Origin of the sequence: Streptomyces sp. NBC_00236 (assembly GCF_036195045.1) — a bacterium.
GTDB lineage: Bacteria > Actinomycetota > Actinomycetes > Streptomycetales > Streptomycetaceae > Streptomyces.
Genome location: NZ_CP108100.1, coordinates 2589230 through 2607260, shown reverse-complemented (window position 1 = coordinate 2607260; position 18031 = coordinate 2589230). Strand labels below are relative to the sequence as shown.

13 protein-coding genes are annotated in these 18031 nt (G+C 70.5%); 4 read left to right on the top strand and 9 right to left on the bottom strand.

Going from position 1 to position 18031, the window contains the following annotated elements; translation table 11 throughout:
- Positions 1–84 precede the first annotated feature (84 nt).
- Positions 85–624, top strand: coding sequence for a DUF1203 domain-containing protein (locus tag OG446_RS11625; RefSeq protein WP_328893955.1), 540 nt, complete (start codon positions 85–87; stop codon positions 622–624).
- A gap of 42 nt (positions 625–666) precedes the next feature.
- Here OG446_RS11625 and OG446_RS11620 read toward each other — a convergent pair whose 3' ends face one another.
- The 4 genes from OG446_RS11620 to pepN all read right to left on the bottom strand — a co-directional run bounded on the left by OG446_RS11620 (position 667) and on the right by pepN (position 9513).
- Positions 667–1695 carry an aspartate-semialdehyde dehydrogenase gene (locus tag OG446_RS11620; protein WP_328893954.1) on the bottom strand — a complete coding sequence of 343 codons (1029 nt, stop codon included), beginning with the start codon at positions 1693–1695 and terminating at the stop codon, positions 667–669.
- Positions 1696–1873: 178 nt separating this feature from the next.
- On the bottom strand, positions 1874–5185 hold the full coding sequence (locus OG446_RS11615) for a S8 family serine peptidase (RefSeq protein WP_328893953.1): 3312 nt from the start codon (positions 5183–5185) through the stop codon (positions 1874–1876).
- A gap of 178 nt (positions 5186–5363) precedes the next feature.
- Complete coding sequence (locus tag OG446_RS11610; RefSeq protein ID WP_328893952.1) at positions 5364–6437, bottom strand: hypothetical protein; 1074 nt, start codon at positions 6435–6437, stop codon at positions 5364–5366.
- A gap of 463 nt (positions 6438–6900) precedes the next feature.
- Positions 6901–9513: an aminopeptidase N gene (gene pepN, locus OG446_RS11605; RefSeq protein ID WP_328893951.1), complete on the bottom strand. Its 2613-nt coding sequence runs from the start codon at positions 9511–9513 to the stop codon at positions 6901–6903.
- A 132-nt stretch (positions 9514–9645) separates the two neighbouring features.
- Between pepN and OG446_RS11600 the strand changes: the two genes are divergently transcribed.
- On the top strand, positions 9646–10296 hold the full coding sequence (locus OG446_RS11600; protein ID WP_136325252.1) for a mycothiol-dependent nitroreductase Rv2466c family protein: 651 nt from the start codon (positions 9646–9648) through the stop codon (positions 10294–10296).
- A gap of 54 nt (positions 10297–10350) precedes the next feature.
- Here OG446_RS11600 and OG446_RS11595 read toward each other — a convergent pair whose 3' ends face one another.
- Entirely contained in the window at positions 10351–10884 is a 534-nt protein-coding gene (locus tag OG446_RS11595) for a DUF4240 domain-containing protein (RefSeq protein ID WP_328893950.1), read from the bottom strand.
- A 118-nt stretch (positions 10885–11002) separates the two neighbouring features.
- On the opposite strand from OG446_RS11595, the gene OG446_RS11590 reads away from it, so the two are divergent.
- Positions 11003–11833 carry a hypothetical protein gene (locus OG446_RS11590; RefSeq protein WP_328893949.1) on the top strand — a complete coding sequence of 277 codons (831 nt, stop codon included), beginning with the start codon at positions 11003–11005 and terminating at the stop codon, positions 11831–11833.
- A 124-nt stretch (positions 11834–11957) separates the two neighbouring features.
- On the opposite strand, the gene OG446_RS11585 is transcribed toward OG446_RS11590, so the two are convergent.
- Together OG446_RS11585 and OG446_RS11580 are read right to left on the bottom strand one after the other, a co-directional pair.
- Positions 11958–12599, bottom strand: coding sequence for a superoxide dismutase (locus OG446_RS11585; protein WP_328893948.1), 642 nt, complete (start codon positions 12597–12599; stop codon positions 11958–11960).
- Positions 12600–12779: 180 nt separating this feature from the next.
- Positions 12780–14201: an amino acid permease gene (locus tag OG446_RS11580; RefSeq protein WP_328893947.1), complete on the bottom strand. Its 1422-nt coding sequence runs from the start codon at positions 14199–14201 to the stop codon at positions 12780–12782.
- Positions 14202–14599: 398 nt separating this feature from the next.
- On the opposite strand from OG446_RS11580, the gene OG446_RS11575 reads away from it, so the two are divergent.
- Positions 14600–15196: a biotin transporter BioY gene (locus OG446_RS11575; protein ID WP_148018696.1), complete on the top strand. Its 597-nt coding sequence runs from the start codon at positions 14600–14602 to the stop codon at positions 15194–15196.
- On the opposite strand, the gene OG446_RS11570 is transcribed toward OG446_RS11575, so the two are convergent.
- Both OG446_RS11570 and OG446_RS11565 read right to left on the bottom strand, forming a co-directional pair.
- Positions 15177–16475 carry an FAD-binding oxidoreductase gene (locus OG446_RS11570; protein ID WP_328893946.1) on the bottom strand — a complete coding sequence of 433 codons (1299 nt, stop codon included), beginning with the start codon at positions 16473–16475 and terminating at the stop codon, positions 15177–15179. The genes OG446_RS11575 and OG446_RS11570 overlap by 20 nt on opposite strands.
- An 86-nt stretch (positions 16476–16561) precedes the next feature.
- A complete protein-coding gene (locus tag OG446_RS11565) occupies positions 16562–18022 on the bottom strand; it encodes an amino acid permease (RefSeq protein WP_328893945.1) in 1461 nt (486 codons plus the stop codon).
- Positions 18023–18031 lie beyond the last annotated feature (9 nt).

Sequence of the window (18031 nt, the reverse complement as noted above, 5' to 3'; positions counted from 1 at the left end):
CGGTCATCCTTCCACGTGACCCGTACCCAGGGCGATGTCCATTTTCCGCCGGACCGCGCCGGTGGGGCGGGCCACTCTCGTCATATGACCAGTTACGAGGCACGCGCGATCGATCCGGCCGCGCTGAAGGAACTCCGGGACACCGACGACGCGGGACGCCCCTGCGTCCCGTACACCGCCACGGACGCGGGCGACCCGCTGCGCTGCTGTCTGCGGGGCAACGAGGCGGGGGAGAGGATCGCCCTCGTGTCGTACGCGCCGCTGCGGCGCTGGGCGGCGGCCACCTGGGCCCGCCCCGGGGCGTACGACGAGCAGGGCCCGGTCTTCATCCACGCCGAGGAGTGCGAGGGGCCGGCGGCGGACCGGCCCGGCTATCCGTTCTCCCGGGCGGGCGCGCTGCGCACGGTCCGGCGCTACAACGCGGACGGCGAGATCGTGGGCGGCCGGCTGATGGAGATCCCGGCGGACGAGGCGCGGGGGTACGACGAGGCCATCGCGGAGGCCTTCGCCGATCCGGAGGTGGCGCTGGTGCACGTCAGGGCGGTCGAGTACGGCTGCTGGCACTTCGAGGTGCGGCGGCCGGTCTCAAGCCCCTCCGGTGCCTTCAGCCCCTCCGGCGATTGAGGAGCGGGGGTCCGGGGGCGGAGCCCCCGGACCGCCCCGGCGTCAGCCGGCGAGCTCCGCCGCCACCAGCTCCGCGATCTGCACCGCGTTCAGCGCGGCGCCCTTGCGCAGGTTGTCGTTGGAGACGAACAGCGCGAGACCGTGCTCCACGGTCTCGTCGACCCGGATACGCCCCACGAAGGACGCGTCCTGCCCGGCCGCCTGGAGCGGGGTGGGGATCTCCGAGAGCTCGACGCCGGGCGCGTCCTTCAGCAGCTCGTACGCGCGCTCCACGCTGATCGGACGCGCGAAACGGGCGTTGACCTGGAGCGAGTGGCCGGAGAAGACCGGGACGCGGACGCAGGTGCCGGACACCTTCAGCTCCGGGATCTCCAGGATCTTGCGGGACTCGTTGCGGAGCTTCTGCTCCTCGTCCGTCTCGAAGGACCCGTCGTCGACGATGGAGCCGGCCAGCGGCAGCACGTTGAAGGCGATGGGGCGCTTGTAGACGCCCGGCTCGGGGAAGTCGACGGCGCCGCCGTCGTGGGTCAGCTTGTCGGCGTCGGCGACGACCTTGGACGCCTGGCCGTGCAGCTCGGCGACGCCGGCCACTCCGGAGCCGGAGACCGCCTGGTACGTGGCGACGGTCAGCGTCTGAAGACCGGCCTCGTCGTGCAGCGGGCGCAGTACGGGCATGGCGGCCATCGTGGTGCAGTTCGGGTTGGCGATGATGCCCTTGGGGCGGTTCGCGATCGCGTGCGCGTTCACCTCGGAGACGACCAGCGGAACCTCGGGGTCCTTGCGCCAGGCGGAGGAGTTGTCGATCACGACGGCGCCCTGCGAGGCCACCTTCTCGGCGAGCGCCTTCGACGTCGCGCCACCGGCCGAGAACAGCACGATGTCGAGGCCCGTGTAGTCGGCCGTGGAGGCGTCCTCGACGGTGATGTCGGTGCCCTCGTAGGCGATCGTGGAACCCGCGGAGCGGGCGGAGGCGAAGAGGCGCAGTTCGGCGACGGGGAACTTCCGCTCGGCCAGGATGCTGCGCATGACTGTGCCGACCTGACCGGTGGCGCCGACGATTCCGACCTTCACAGGGACTCCTTCAAACGTACGAACGGGCACGGTTGCCGCTTCATGATGCGTCTGTCCACGGCTTCCTTGTCCAATCCATTGTCCGACCTGCGGACAGGTGGCGCGCAGCACAGTGGGGCGGGCGCCCGTTGAGCGCCCGCCCCACTGTCGTACGGATCACATGGTCACCGCGATGCGGTTACGGCGTGACCTTCTCGATCACGACGCTGCCGGTGCCCGCGGCGGTGCCGCGGGAGTTCACCAGCTGGACCTCGCCGAAGAACTGCCGGCCCTCGGGGGCCGCCCCGGCGACCGCGACCTCGGCCCCGACCTGGGCGGACGCGCCGGAGGCCAGGTCGACGGCCTTCGACTCGTCGACGTTGATCGTGCCGAGCGACGGCGAGTAGTACACGTCGCGGTAGTCGTACTCGGTCGTGCCGGCCGGGACGTCGTAGCCCTGGATGACGACCGTGTACGTGCCCGCGGCGGGCTTCACCAGACTGACGGACTCCTCGGAACCGGCCGTGGTGGAGGCACCCATCTCGGTCGCGCCCTTGTAGACGTACAGGTCAAGGTCGGCGTTGGCGTCCGAGGTACCGCCGATGGCGACGTCCAGCTTCTCGACGCCCGCACCGATGGTCACCTCCTTGACGTACTCGTCACCCGTGGACATCGAGGGACGCTCGACGTCGGCCGAGCCCAGCGAGCCGCCCTTGAGCTTGCCCGCGAGGTCACCGGCGTTGTTGGTGACCGTCCAGTCCACCGAGGCCGGGGTGCCGATCTTCGCCTCGGCGATGGTCTGCACCGCCGGGTCGAAGGTCGCGCCGAGCAGCGAGACATCCAGCTTGTACGGGTTGTCCAGCAGCGGCGACGTACGCCGGGCCTCGACCTCGATCTCCCAGACACCGGCCTGCGGGTCGGCGTACGAGCGCACGTCGGGGCGGCAGGTGTTGGCCGGGTTCTCGTAGTTCGGGTAGCAGAACGGCGTTCCGCTGTCCTCCACCGCGACCCCGTACGGGTGGATGGAGATGAAGCGGGTCTGGCTGCCCGAGCGCAGGGCGCTCATGGCGACCTCAAGGGTCTTGGAGCCCTCCGGCACGGTCACGAAGTACGACGTGGTGCCGTTGCGCTGCACCGAGCCGGACGCCGTGAACGCGTAACCCGGCTTCACGAGCTCCTTGGAGACGACGACCGTGGCGAGGATCTGCTGGTCCACGCCCGAGGTCTTCGCGTCGTCGACCTGCAGGATCGCGCTGTGCACGCCCGCGCTGCCCGGCTTCGCCTGGACCTTGACCGTCACCGGCTTGCCGAGCGGCAGCGAGACGGTGCTCGGGCCGGTCAGCTTGAAGGTGCCGTCGTTGTACTTCCAGGACAGCTTGTGCCTGACGTCCTTGTCCGGGCCCGTGGTGCGGGTGACCGTGACGTCGTAGGACTTCTTCTGGCCGGTCTGCAGCCCGCCCTCGCGGTCGTACAGGCCGGTGCCGAAGCCCGGGGTCTTCAGCGCGAAGTCGATCGCGGTGTCGACCGGTGCCTTGACCGTGTACTCGTGCGCCGGGGCGCCCTGCTTCTGGATCTGCTTCCAGGCACCGATGATGTTGATCAGACCGGCACCCTGGGCGTGCGCGGGCACTCCCTTGATCTGGGTGGCGGTGCTGGTCAGCGCGGTGCGCAGATCGGCCGGGGGCAGCTCGATGTGCTTCTGCTTCGCGGCGGACAGCAGCAGCGCGGTCGCGCCGGCGGCCTGCGGGGAGGCCATCGACGTGCCCTGGAGCATGGAGTAGCCGGCCGGGAGGGAGTAGCCCGCCTCCTTGACCGGTCCGCCGGGCAGCCAGGTCTGCGTCGAGTTGATCGCCGCGCCGGGAGCCGTCAGGGTCGGCGTGAAGCCGCCGTCCTCACGCGGGCCGCGCGAGGAGAACGGCATCATGTCGTACTTCTTGGTGACGCCGGAGCCGTAGTTCGCGGCCCAGGTCTCCTTGGAGATGGACGCGCCGACCGAGATCACGTGGTCGGCGAGACCGGGGTCACCGATGGTGTTGACGCCGGGGCCGTCGTTGCCGGCCGAGATGACCAGCTGGACGCCGTAGATGTCGATGAGGCGCTTGTACAGCTCCGAGCGGGCGTTGTTGCCGTCGTTGAGCGGCGGCAGTCCGCCGATCGACATGTTGACGACGTCCACGCCGCGGTTCACGACGAGGTCGATCATGCCCTCGGTGAGCGCGATGTTGGTGCAGCCGCCGTCCCAGGTGCAGGCGCGCGAGGAGACGATCTTCGCGCCGGGCGCGGCACCGTTCATCTTGCCGCCGAACAGGCCGTTCGCCGCGGTGATGCCCGCGACGTGCGTGCCGTGCTCGGACTCGATGACACCGATGTTGACGAAGTCGGAGGTGTCGCCCGCCGCGTTGTACACGACGTCGCTGCGGGTCTCGACGACGAACGGGACGCGCTCGACGACATCGGTCCGCGGGTCGTCCGTACCGAAGTAGGAGACCTGGTGCTTCTCCTTGTACGGCTTCAGGACGGCGTCGTCGGAGAAGTCCGCGTTGCCGTTCAGGTCCACTCGGGTGGTGCCGGTGACCGGGTCGTACAGGACGCCCCACGTGTCGGTGGTGTCACCGTCGCGGTTGAGGTCGCCCGCCATGTCGCCACCCCTGGTGGCGGCCTCCTTGAACACCTTGATCCGGTACGAACCCGCCGGTGCCGAGTACGTACGGCCCCCGTAGGTGAACGTCGGGCCGGACACGGCGTCCGTCATCTGCAGCCAGGTGCCGTCGTCGTCACTGACCGGGTCGGTGGCCGTCACCCAGTCGGTGATCTTGCGCTCACCGGTGGTGGTCTTCTGCAGCGCGGGGTGGCCGAGGTCGACACCCGAGTCGAGGATGCCGATGGTCACGCCGCGGCCGTCGGCCTTCGGGTGCTGCTTGACGAAGTCGACCGCACCCGTCTCGAAGGACGGGTTGTACGGGTTCTTCGCCGGCGTCGTCTTCCCGGGCGCCGGGTAGGTGCCCGTCGACTTCACCGAGGCCCGGCTGCCGGTCGCCCGGTCGGCCGACGGCGTCGGGTCGTCCAGCACGATCTCCTGCTTGAGATCGATGCCGTGGACGGAGGACAGCTTCGAGGCCGCCTTGATGGTGGCCTCGGCGGCCGCGGTGGGCACGGTGGCCCGCACGTAGCCGAGCTTGTCGTAGGCCTGCCCGAGCACGGAGCCCTTGACGGCGTCCAGTTGCTCGGTGACCTGCTCGGTCGCACCGGGAGCGGTGGCGACCATCATCGTGATGTTCTTCTCGCCCTTGGCCTTCGCCTTGGTGAGAACGTCGGCGTCGGCCGTGCCGAGCTTGTCCGCCGAGCTGCCGCCGGCGGCGGTCTTGACGGGGGCGGGGGCCGGGTCGTCGGCCGCGAAGACGGGGGCGGCGCCGGTGGCGGCCAGAGCGGCCACCAGTCCGGCGGCGGCCGCGACGCGGGCCACGCGTCTCGCCCCGGGTATGGAGCTGGGGGATTCGGAGGTCATCAGCATCCCTGTATGTGAAAGAGAGAGTCCGGAAATCGGTACCGGATGACCGCTCACCCTTTCGTAAATGACAGGGGTTTGTGGAGAGTTGTGGGGGGCGAGTTGTGGACATGGCGCACTTCCGCCAGTGGGGCCGAAGCGTCACACGGGACGAAACAGTGCATACGCATCGAACGGAGCGGTCTCACCGGGGCAGCATCATCACGTACGCGGCCGGCTCACGGTCGGACGCCGCCATCAACGCCGTCCGCACCACGGTCGCCTGCTGCTCCCGTGCGTCCCGCAGCTTTCTCGGGCTGAGGTGGACGACGGTGACGCCCAGCCGCTCCAGGTGCTCGCGCCGCGCGGCGTACGCGGACCACTCGGCCTCGTGCTCCTGCCGGCGCTGGCCGTCGTCGAGCCGGCTGTGGCGCGGGGCCCTGGTGTCCAGCTCCACGGCGACCGCCTCCTCGGGCCAGTAGGCGTCGACGGCGCCCAGGTGCGGGCCGCCCGGCAGTCGCAGGTCGACGTTCCACAGGGGCTCCGGGAGACCGTGGGTCCGCACCATGTCGTACAGCCGCTCCTCGGCCAGCGCCCGGCCCTCTGCGAGCAGCGAGTCCACGGCGTTCACCACCTGGGGGCGGTCGAGTACCTTGGCGCGGTTCAACTCGCCGACCACGACGGCGGGTTCGCAGTGGCCGCCGCGGACCGCCTCGGTGAGCAGCCGGCGTACGGCGTAGGCGTCGCCGAGCCCGGCGACGGCGTCCGCGAGGGCGCGGGCCACCGGTGCCACCGGCAGGCCGTCCAGCTGCTCCGGCCGCGGCAGATCGGAACTGCGCACCAGGCGGACGTACCGGGCCGAGCGCAGCCGCCGGATTCGGGGCACCAGCACGTCGATGCGACTGCGGTCCACGGAGAGGGCGGGCGGCGCGGCGGCGAAGCCGTACAGCGAGAGCGCGGCCAGGCCGGTGATCATCGCCTCGCCGTAGCCGGGATCCGCGCCCGTGGTCCGCGCCGGGACGGTCCGCCGCCCGGAGGCCGGGGGCCGTCCCGCGTACAGCAGGGCCGACCGCAGCCGCTCATGGCCGCTCAGCGGCCCGGGGTGCAGGACGAAGACGCCGGGCAGCGGCTGCTGCCACGGCCCGCCGGCCCCGCAGTACTCTGCGGCCTGTGCGGGGGAGACCCCGTGAGCCTTCAACTGGGCTGCGGACAGCACCCGTTGGCGGGCGACGGAGGTGACGCGGTGGTGGCTGGGCGAGAGCGGAGCGTTCGAGTTCATGCTCCGGTGTATCCCGCTCGGGGCCGGGACCTTAACCCCTGTTACAGGCCCGTCGACATTCCAGGACAACGCCGTCCTAAAGTACGGACGTTCGACAGCCGAAAAGGGCGGACCCGCCGGGGATTATGAGCCGGTCACCGGGGGCGCACCCCGACAACCGGGCGCCGCACGCGCACGCCCCGCGAACCCGGCCGATCCGTCCCGCACCGCGACACTCAGCCCGTCCGGCGTTTGAGGACGGAGTCCTGGCTGAGGTGACCGGCACGTTGACGGGGGCGTCCCGTGGGGCGGCCCGAACCGCTGTCAGACGGGTCAGCCGTGACCCCGGAGCGTTGCCCGCGCACGCCCTCAGGGGCTCCGGTGGCCCCGGCGAACCCAGCCCGTCCGGCGTTTGAGGACGGAGCCCTCGCCGAGGTGACCTGCACCCCGACGAGGACGTCACACAGGACGGCCCGAACCGGCCTCAGACGGCTCCGCCGTCAGACGCTCCGCCGTCACACGCCTGGGCCCGCAGACCCCGCGCCAGGTCGTCCCGGGCCTCCAGCACCAGCCGCCGCAGCGCCGGCGCCGCATCCGCGTGCTCCGCCAGCCACGCGTCCGTCGCCGCCAGGGTGTCGGGGTCGTCCTGAAGGTCCGGGAACAGGCCCTTGACCACGGCCATCCCGATCTGGATGGACCGCTCGGCCCACACCCGCTCGATCACCTCGAAGTACCGGGCCGCGTACGGCGCCAGCAACTCCCGCTGCGAGGACTGCGAGAAGCCCAGGATCGTGGCCTCGACCAGCGCGTTGGACAGTGCGTCCGACTCCACGACGCCCGCCCACGCCTGGGCCTTCACCGCGGCCGACGGCCGCGAGGCCAGGCAGCGCACGTGGTGCCGTTTGCCGGACGCCGTGTCGTCGCGGGCCAGTTCGGCGTCGACGGCCGTCTCGTCGGCGACGCCGTGCGAGACCAGGGGGGACAGGAACGCCCACCGGAGCTCCTGGTCGACGTCGAGCCCGTCGATCCGGGCCGTGCCGTCGAGCAGCCCGGACAGCAGCTGGAAGTCCGTGTCCGATGAGGCGACCGCGGCGAAGAAGCGGGCCCAGGCCAGCTGGGGCTCACTGCCCGGCGCCGCGCGGCGCAGCTCACGCAGCGCGCCTTCGGCCAGCGCCCGGCCGCCCTCCTCGCGCCACGACGGGGCGGCGTAGTGCGTCAGCGCCGTCCGGGTCCAGGTGTGCAGCATCTGGAGGACGCCGATGTCGGTCTCCCGGCCGGAGAAGGCCAGGAACAGCGAGACGAAGTCGCGGGCCGGCATCAGCCCGTCCCGGGTGAGGCTCCACAGCGCGGACCAGCACAGGGCGCGCGCGAGCGGGTCCGTGATGTCGCCCAGGTGTTCCCGGAGCGTGGCCAGCGACACCTCGTCGAAGCGGACCTTGCAGTACGTCAGGTCGTCGTCGTTGACGAGGATCAGCTCGGGCCGCTCGGCCCCGGCCAGCTCCGTGATCACGGTGCGCGGACCCGCCACATCCGCCTCGGCCCGGGCGTAGCGCACCAGTTCACCCTCGGGCGTGCGCCGGTACAGCCCGACCGCGACCCGGTGCGGGCGCAGTTCGGGGTGCGACTCGGCCGCCTCCTGGAGGACGGCCAGCTCGGTGATCCGGCCCGCGGCGTCGTAGGTGGCCACCGGGGTCAGCGAGTTGACGCCCGCGGTCTGCAGCCAGGAGCGCGACCACGAGGTCATGTCGCGGCCGGACGTCTCGGCCAGCACCGACAGCAGGTCGCCCAGCTGCGTGTTGCCGTACGCGTGTTTCTTGAAGTAGCGGCGTGCGCCCTCCAGGAAGGCGTCCCGCCCCACGTACGCCACCAGCTGCTTGAGCACCGAGGCGCCCTTGGCGTACGTGATGCCGTCGAAGTTCAGCTTGGCGTCCTCCAGGTCACGGATGTCGGCCGTGATCGGGTGGGTGGACGGCAGCTGGTCGGCGCGGTAGGCCCAGGACTTGCGGTTGTTGGCGAAGGTGATCCAGCCGTCCTCGAACCGGGTGGACTCCACCATCGCGAAGACGCCCATGAAGTCGGCGAACGACTCCTTCAGCCACAGGTCGTCCCACCACTGCATGGTGACGAGGTCGCCGAACCACATGTGCGCCATCTCGTGCAGGATGACGTTGGCCCGGCTCTCGTACGCCGCCCGCGTCACCTTCCCGCGGAAGATGTACTCCTCGCGGAACGTGACACAGCCCGGGTTCTCCATCGCGCCGAGGTTGTACTCGGGCACGAAGGCCTGGTCGTACTTGCCGAACGGGTACGGGTAGTCGAAGTTGTCGTGGAAGAAGTCCAGGCCCTGCTTGGTGATCAGGAAGACGTCGTCCGCGTCGAAGTGCCGGGCGAGTCCCTTGCGGCACATCGCGCCGAGCGGGATGTCCAGCGTCGTGCCGTCATCGAACGTACGGCTGTAGGAGTCGGTCACGTAGTGGTACGGACCGGCGACGACAGCCGTGATGTACGTCGAGATCGGCTTCGTCTCGGCGAACCGCCACACCCCGCCGTCGCGGGACTCCTCGGCCCCGTTGCTCCAGACCGTCCACTCCTCGGGGGCCGTCACCCGGAAGCGGAAGGGGGCCTTGAGGTCGGGCTGCTCGAAGTTGGCGAAGACGCGCCGCGCGTCCGCCGGCTCGTACTGCGTATAGAGGTAGACCTCGCCGTCCTCCGGGTCGACGAAGCGGTGCATGCCCTCGCCGGTCCTGCTGTACGCGCACTGCGCGTCGACCACCAGGACGTGTTCGCCCTCCGACAGGTCCGCCAGGGCCACGCGGACCCCGTCGAAGACGGTGGCAGGGTCGAGCGCCGTGCCGTCCAGGGTCACCGCGTTCACGGACGGGGCGATCAGATCGGCGAACGTCGTCGCACCGGCACGTGCCGAGCGGAACCGGATCGTCGTCACCGAACGGAAGGTCCGCGGACCGGAGGTCTGCTCGCTCTCCCCGTCGGGCCCACCGACCGCGGAACGGACGTCGAGCACGACGTCGTAACCGTCGACGGTCAGCAGCTCGGCCCGCTCACGGGCCTCGTCGCGGGACAGGTTCTCACCGGGCACGAGCACTCCTTTGTGTCACGTTCGAATACTTTGATCCTCCCATGCCCCCTTCCGGCCCGGCATTCGGGAATGGCGGAAGCCTCCGGCGGTGTTCTCGGCCACAGGATGCGATCGGTCCTCATGAGGAGAGAGATGTCTGACAACAGCACGGTGACCGGCAAGACCCCCGCCGATTTCTGGTTCGACCCGCTCTGCCCCTGGGCCTGGATGACCTCCCGCTGGATGCTGGAGGTGGAGAAGGTCCGCGACGTCGAGGTCCGCTGGCACGTGATGAGCCTGGCGGTGCTCAACGAGAACCGGCTGGACGAGCTGCCCGACGAGTACCGCGACATGCTGGAGAACAAGGCCTGGGGCCCGGTCCGCGTGGTGATCGCCGCCCAGCAGAAGCACGGCGACGACATCGTCGGCCCGCTGTACACCGCGCTCGGCACGCGCTTCCACAACCAGGGCGAGGGCCCCACGCGTGAGGCGATCGAGGGTGCGCTGAAGGACGTCGGCCTGCCGGCCGAGCTCGCGGAGTACGCCGACTCCGACGCGTACGACACCGAGCTCCGCGCCTCCCACCAGGAGGGCATCGACAAGGTCGGCCAGGACGTCGGCACCCCGGTCATCGCGGTGCCCGGCGCGGACGGCGAGCAGATCGCCTTCTTCGGCCCCGTCGTCACCCCCGCCCCGAAGGGCGAGGACGCGGCGAAGCTCTGGGACGGCACGCTGCTGGTCGCCTCGATCCCCGGCTTCTACGAGATCAAGCGGACCCGCACGCAGGGCCCGGTCTTCGACTGACCGTGTGCGCTGCGGGGCCGGCCCCTCACCGGCCGGCCCCGCGGCCCGCGCCCCTCACCCGTACAGCGCGTCCAGCTCCGGAAGCCGCAGCGCCACCCGCTCCGCGTCGTCGAAGTCGAAGTCCCACTCCGGGTCCAGGTCGGGGTAGTCGATGGTGAACGCGTCCTGGGGCAGCTCCTCGCCCGTCGCCTCCCGGTACGCGTCCCACGCCACCCCGAGCACCGCCTCGCACTCCAGATCCACGCCCTCGGCCGCCGCCGCCCTGACCACCGGCAGTCCGGCCAGCGTGTCCGGCTCGGCCACCACCCGCTCGAACACCAGCCGGCCCTGGGCTATCAGCCAGCCCCGGAAGTAGTCGAAACCGTCGTCCGAACAGCCGCCGTTGATCGTGTACGCGGCGGCCCAGAGCGGGGCCCGGTAGGAAGCCGCCATCAGGTCCCACAGCAGCTGCTGCGCGACGATGATGTCGTCGGCCGGCCGCTCGGCGAGCAGCGCCGCCACCCGCTCGGCGACGGCCTCGGCGTCGGCCGGGTCGACGACCAGGGTGCGCGCGTCATCGATCAGCTTCCAGAAGTCCTTGGTGTCCATGGGACGAAGCATGCGGCAGAGGTCTGACATCGACCCGAGGGCGTAGGCGCGTTGTTATGATCACCCGCCTGGTGTCGGTGACCTGCCGGTGCAGCGGCCACCACCCTCCGGAGAGATCATGCGACGCCCCCTCATCCCTGTTGTGTTCGTCGCGGCACTCCTGTGCGGAGGATGTTCCGGCGGATCCGGTACGGCCGAGTCCAAGGCCACGGTCAAGCCTGCGGCAGCCGCCTCCCCGAAGGTCGTCGACCACGCGGCGGCGATACGCGCCGCGGTGGCGGCGGCGCAGAAGAGCAGCGCCCGGATCGACGAGGAGATCATGATGGGGGACGGCACCGACACCTTCGTCGTCTCCGTCAAGGGTGACTTCGACTGGGCGGGAAACCGCGGTCGTCTCGCTGTCGATCTCAGCAGTCCGGAGGACCCCGGCAAGAAGTCGCCCCGCTTGGACGAGATCTTCCACGGTGGCACGGTCTACATGGGCGGATTTCCCGAGTTGAAGGGTTCCTGGATGTCGGTCCGGCAGGACCGGGCCGAGGCCCACTACCTGCTGCGCGCCCCGGCCAACGACCCCCGGCACGTCCTGGAGCAGGTGGCGCAGATACGCGGGGTCTCGGATCGCGCCCATGTTCTGCTGAACGGTATCTATGCCTACCACTACCAGGGCACGCTCAGCTGGGAGACCCTCAAGCTGCGGATGACGAAGGACATGCGGGCCAAGATCGACAGCATGCCGGAGGAGATCGCACACATTCCCGTCCGTGCGCACGTCTGGGTCGCCGAGAGCGGCCGGCTTCTGCGTACCCAGCTCGACTGGCGTACGGGGGCCCCAGGGGCTGCCATGGCGACCATGACCCTGACGGACCACGGGAAGGCGGTCCGGGTGTCCGCGCCACCTGCGGAGGACGTCGTTCCCATGCCGTCCGTCGGCGGCCCGCTGACCGGCTGACCCGTACCGCTGCCCGCACGCAGAAGGCCCCCGCGAGTCACGTCCTCGCGGGGGCCTTCTTTTGTCCGCCTGCCCGGTGAAGGTTGAGAAGACGATCACGAGGCAGGACGTTCTCGGTGCGGGTTCAGGGCGCGAGCAGCAGGACGTCCGCGCGCTCCTTGGCGGCGGCGTAGCGCTTGGCGACGTCCTGCCAGTTGACGACGCGCCACATCGCCTCGATGAAGTCGACCTTCTGGTTCTTGTACTGGAGGTAGAAGGCGTGTTCCCAGGCGTCGAAGACCAGGACAGGGACCGAGCCCTGGCCCACGTTGCCCTGGTGGTCGTAGACCTGCTCGACGATCAGCCTGCCGCTGACGGGCTCGTACGCGAGGACGCCCCAGCCGGAGCCCTGCGTGGTGGCCGCGGCCTTCGTCAGCTGGGACCTGAAGCCCGCGAAGGAGCCGAACGAGTCGGTGATCGCGTCCGCGAGGTCGCCGACCCCGTCCGCGGCCAGGGGCTCGCCGCCGCCGTCGCCGGTCATGTTGTGCCAGTAGATCGAGTGGAGGATGTGGCCGGAGAGGTGGAACGCGAGGTTCTTCTGGAGCCCGTTGACCGCGCCCCACGCCTCCTTGTCCCGTGCCTCCGCCAGCTGCTCCAGGGTGTCGTTGGCGCCCTTGACGTACGCGGCGTGGTGCTTGTCGTGATGGAGCTCGATGATCTGCGGATTGATGACCGGTTCGAGCGCCGCGTAGTCGTACGGGAGTTCCGGGAGCGTGTACGTGGCCATGATCGAACCCTCCAGCTGCTGAACAGTTGTTATTGCAACCTATGTGCAAGAGCAGGCTAACAGCAGGAGTGGCTGAGGGCGCATCAGCCCTTCGGCGTAGGACCGCATGTCCGTGGGCGCACGAAAACGCCGGGCGGGCCCGAGTGATCGGGCCCGCCCGGCGTTCTTCGCGTACCGGGGCTACTGGTCCGCGGTGGTCGCGGCGCGGCGCTGCCGTACGACCCCGATCACGATCAGCACCGCCGTCAGCGCACCCGTCGCCAGCAGCTGGTCGCGGGTGTCGGGCTGGCGGAGCATCAGGAGGAAGATGCCGGCCATGGCGAGGAGCGCCACCACCGTCAGGCCCGGGAAGAGCCACATCCTCACCACCAGCTTCTCGGGCGCCTCGCGCTCCAGCCGGGCGCGCAGGATCAGCTGGGAGACCGCGATGAAGATCCAGACGACCAGGATCACCGCGCCGATCATGTTGAGCAGCCAGGGGAACACGTCGTCCGGGCGCCAGTAGCTCAGTAGCACGCACAGGAAGCCGAACACGGACGAGACCAGGACCGCCGTGCGCGGGACGCCGGAGGTGACCCGGCCGAGCCGCTTCGGGCCCTGGCCGCGGGCGACCAGCGAGCAGGCCATGCGGGAGGCGCCGTAGATGTTCGCGTTCATCGCCGAGAGCAGCGCCACCAGGATGACCACGTTCATGATCTCCGCCGCGCCGCCGATGCCGAGGTGGTCCAGGGCCGCGTAGAACGGGCCCACCTCCACGACCTTCGCGTCGTCCCACGGGACCAGCGTGACGATGACCGCCATCGAGCCGACGTAGAACAGCGCGATCCGCCACATCGCCGTCCGGACGGCCTTCGCGACACCCTGCACCGGGTTCTCGGACTCCGCCGCCGCGATGGTGACGGTCTCCAGTCCGCCGTACGCGAAGACGGAGGCCAGCAGCCCGATGACCAGGCCCTCGGAACCGTTCGGCATGAAGCCGCCCGCACCGCTGAGGTTGGCCGTGCCCGGGGCGTCCGTGCCCGGGAGCACGCCGAGGATCGCCAGTACGCCCAGCACCAGGAACAGCGTGATGGCGGCGACCTTGAGCGCCGCGAACCAGAACTCGAACTCGCCGAACTTCGTCACCGAGGCCAGGTTCGTCCCCAGGAACACCACCATGAACAGCGCCACCCAGGCCCACTCCGGGGTCCCGGGCAGCCAGCCGCCGATGATCTGCGCGGCGCCGATGCCCTCCAGGCCGACGGCGACACAGAGCAGCACCCAGAACGCCCAGCCGGCCGTGAACCCCGCCCACGGCCCGATCGCCCGCTCGGCGTGGACGGAGAACGAGCCGGAGGCCGGGTTGGCCGCCGACATCTCGCCGAGCATGCGCATCACGAGCATGACCAGCAGCCCGGAGACCGCGTAGGCGATGACGATCGAGGGCCCGGCGGCGGCGATGCCCGCGCCGGAGCCGACGAACAGTCCGGCACCGATGACACCGCCGAGGGCGATCATCGACAGATGACGCTGCTTGAGTCCGTGGGTGAGGGCCGAGTCGCTTCCGGTGCCGGAGGCGACGGCCGGGGAGCCTGTGGGGGGAGGCGCGGAGGTCCGAGGCATGGACGAGCTCTGTTCGGTCGGCGAATGGGGGGCGTGTACGACGTGTACACAGTCTGAACACGCGCCCCGGTCACGAGGAACAGCTGTCCGCTATACGGTCACCAGGCTCACACGCCGCGCACACCCGGCCGCGTGCAGCCTTGCTCGGCCATGAACCGTCGTTTTAGAGGGAATTCACAGTCCGCACGGAGAAAGCCTTCCCGGCGGGCCCTGGCCGCATCCGTTCCCACCTCCGTGACGAGCATCACGCCCCGACGTGATTGCATGCCGACCTTTGTGCGAACCCCACCAATCCCTCAACCATGCCTTTGTGGGCCGCTGATGGTGATCCAGCCATGCTCCGTCGGCTAACGTCAGCCCCAGTCTGTCCCCACCTGCCCTCACCCCGCGGAGTCCCGATGAGCACTGCTGCCGCCGCCCCCGTCCGTACCGGAGCGGTCCTCGCCGATCTGCTGCCCGCCGCCCGGCACCGCTACGCCGTGGACACCGCCCTGGTGCTCGGCGGCGCCGCGCTGACCGGCATAGCGGCCCAGATCGCCGTCCCGGTTCCGGGCTCCCCGGTCCCGGTCACCGGCCAGACCTTCGCCGCGCTCCTGGTCGGCACCGCGCTCGGCGCCCGCCGCGGCTTCCTCGCGCTCGCCGTGTACGCGCTCGTCGGCATGGCCGGCATGCCGTGGTTCTCCGCCGGCAGCTCCGGCGCGGGCGGTGCCTCCTTCGGCTACGTGCTCGGCATGCTGCTCGCCGCCACCGTGGTCGGCGGCCTGGCCCGCCGCGGCGGCGACCGGTCCGTGCTGCGCACCGCGGGCACGATGGTGCTCGGCTCGGCGATCATCTACGCGGTCGGCGTGCCCTACCTGGCGCTGTCGACCGGCATGTCGGCGAGCGCCGCGATCGCGGCCGGTCTGACGCCGTTCCTGCTCGGCGACGCGCTGAAGGCCGCGCTCGCGATGGGCGCGTTGCCGGCGTCCTGGAAGCTCATCGGCCGTCGCGGCTGATTGCGGCACTTCCTCCGAAGAGGCTCGCCGGGTCGTGACGCGACACCAGACCGGCGAGCCTCTCGCGTGTCCGGAGGTCGTGGAACCCCTCCGTACGGTCCCCGCCGCCGAAGGAGAAGTTCAGCGAACGGCCGACGACCAGCGGTCCCAGGACCGCGGCCACCTCCTCGTACAGGGCCCGGACCGACGCCACGTCCGTACCGTCGAGCGGTGACAGCAGCCGCAGGAGGTAGCCGGCGTCCCGGTACGGGACCGCGTTGCCGGGATCCGGGGCGGCGGCGAGGGCGCCGCCCAGATGGTTGAGCTGCACCACGGTCATCATCGGCGCCTTCCGCCCGGTCAGCTCCAGCACCCGCGCCGCGCGTTCGGGATCGATGCCGCTCAGCATCAGCCCGTCCCCGTAGTAGGCGTGCGGGAACGGTGGATCGTTGTGGATGGTGTGGCTGTCGGTGTACGGCATCTCCCGCAGCGAGTCCGCCAGTGCGGGGCCGATGCCCCGCAGCGGCGCGACGAGGCGTTCGCCCTCGGCCGCGGAGCCGGTGTACGCCACCCGCACCGAGATCGCGTACCGGCCGCGCAGCTCCCGCGGCACCTGCGGGAGGTCCGGGTACACGAGCGCGCCGGCCGAGGAGGTCAGCTGGACGGGAACGGTCCGGGTCCACTCCAGGTAGCGCCGGAGCACTCCCGCACCGGCCTCCCCGTCGCCGTCGAAGACGAGCGAGCCGCCGTACAGCCGGGCCACCGGGACCAGAGCGGTCTCCATCCCGGTCACCACGCCCAGCCGGTGCCCGCCGCCGCGCAGCCCCCAGAACAGTCCGGGCTCGTCCTCGGCGGTGACATGACGCAGCACCCCGTCCCCCGTCACCACGTCGAACGAGCGGACCAGGTCGGCGGCGTAGCCGAACTCCCGGGCCAGCACGCCCAGCCCGCCGCCGAGCGTGTACGAGACGGCGCCGACCCCGGGGGAGGAGCCGTTCAGCGGGGCGAGCCCGTGCGGGGCCGCGGCCTCGATCACCTGGCCCCAGGTGACACCCGCGCCGATGCGGGCGGTGCGGCGCACCGGGTCGACCAGGACCGAGTCCATGGCGCGGGTGACGATCAGGACGCCGCCCTCGACGGGTCCGGCCAGCCCGTGGCCGGTGGCGTGGACGCCCACCCGGAGCCCGTCCCGGGCGGCCCGGGTCACGGCGGTGCGTACGTCCTCGGCGCCGGCGGCCTCGACGACGAGGTCCGGACGGATCGCGAAACCGGTCTGGTATCCGGTGGGGACGGCAGTCATGGCGGAGGCTCTCCAGTCGCTCGCTCGATGCGCTACGACGGAGAGCCTCCCCGCGATACCTGACAACGTCCGTCAGGTATGAATGATCACTTCTCCGCGGTCACGGCCGGCTCGCCGCTCCGGCGCCTGCGCGCCTCACGGACCAGGGACACGGCCACCACCAGGACCGCGACCAGCAGCGACAGCAGCACCTGCTCGCGTCCCGCGTCGTCGGTCAGCATGTAGACCAGCACGAACGAGATCATCGCGATGGTCGCCCAGGTCAGGTACGGGAAGAGCCACATCCGTACGACCAGCTTCTCGGGCGACTCGCGCAGGATGATGCCCCGCATCCGCAGCTGGGTGAAGCAGATGACCAGCCAGACGAACAGTGCGACCGCGCCGGACGAGTTCAGCAGGAACGCGAAGACGGTGTCGGGCCACTGGTAGTTGAAGAAGACGGCCACGAACCCGAAGACGACGGAGGAGAGGATCGCCGCCTGCGGCACGCCCCGCTTGTTCGTCCGGGCGAACGCCTTGGGGGCGTCACCGCGGCCGCCGAGCGAGAAGGCCATCCGGGAGGCCGTGTAGAGGCCGGAGTTCAGACAGGACAGCACGGCCGTCAGCACGATGACGTCCATCACCTGGCCGGCGTGCGGGATGCCGATGACGTCGAGTGCGGCGACGTAGCTGCCCTTGTCGAGGATCGACGGGTCGTTCCACGGCAGCAGGGTCAGCACGACGAAGATCGAGCCGAGGTAGAAGACGGCGATCCGCCAGATGACGCTGTTGGTGGCCTTCTGGACGGCGCGCTGCGGGTTCTCCGACTCACCGGCCGCCAGGGTCACGATCTCGCTTCCCATGAAGGAGAAGACGACCATCAGCACTCCGGTGAGGATCGCGCCCGGGCCCTCGGGGAAGAAGCCGCCGGTGTCGGTGAGATGGGCCAGTCCGGATCCGGCGTGGTCCGTTCCGGGCAGCACCCCGAAGACGGCGAGCAGGCCGACGATCACGAACGCGCCGATCGCCACCACCTTGATCCCGGCGAACCAGAACTCGAACTCGCCGTACGAACCGACCGAGACCAGGTTCGTCGCCGTCAGCACCAGCATCACGATCAGGGCCCAGCCCCACTGCGGCACGCCCGGTACCCAGTTCTCCAGGATCTTGGCACCCGCCGTGGCCTCGACGGCGAGCACCACGACCCAGAAGAACCAGTACAGCCAGCCGATCGAGAACCCGGCCCAGCGGCCCAGCGCCTGGTCGGCGTAGGTGGAGAAGGAGCCCGAGGCGGGGCGGGCGGCCGCCATCTCGCCGAGCATCCGCATCACGAAGACGACCATCAGGCCGACCAGTGCGTACGACAGCAGGATCGCCGGTCCGGCGGCGGCGATGCCGGCCCCGGAGCCCACGAACAGGCCCGCGCCGATCACACCGCCGATCGCGATCATCGAGAGGTGACGGTTCTTGAGACCGGCCTGGAGCCCGTTCCCGGGCTCCGTCCGGTCGGAACGGTCCGGCCCGTCGGGCTGGTGGCCCGGCCCTGCCAGAGTCGTCTGCGACGTCATGGATCGAAT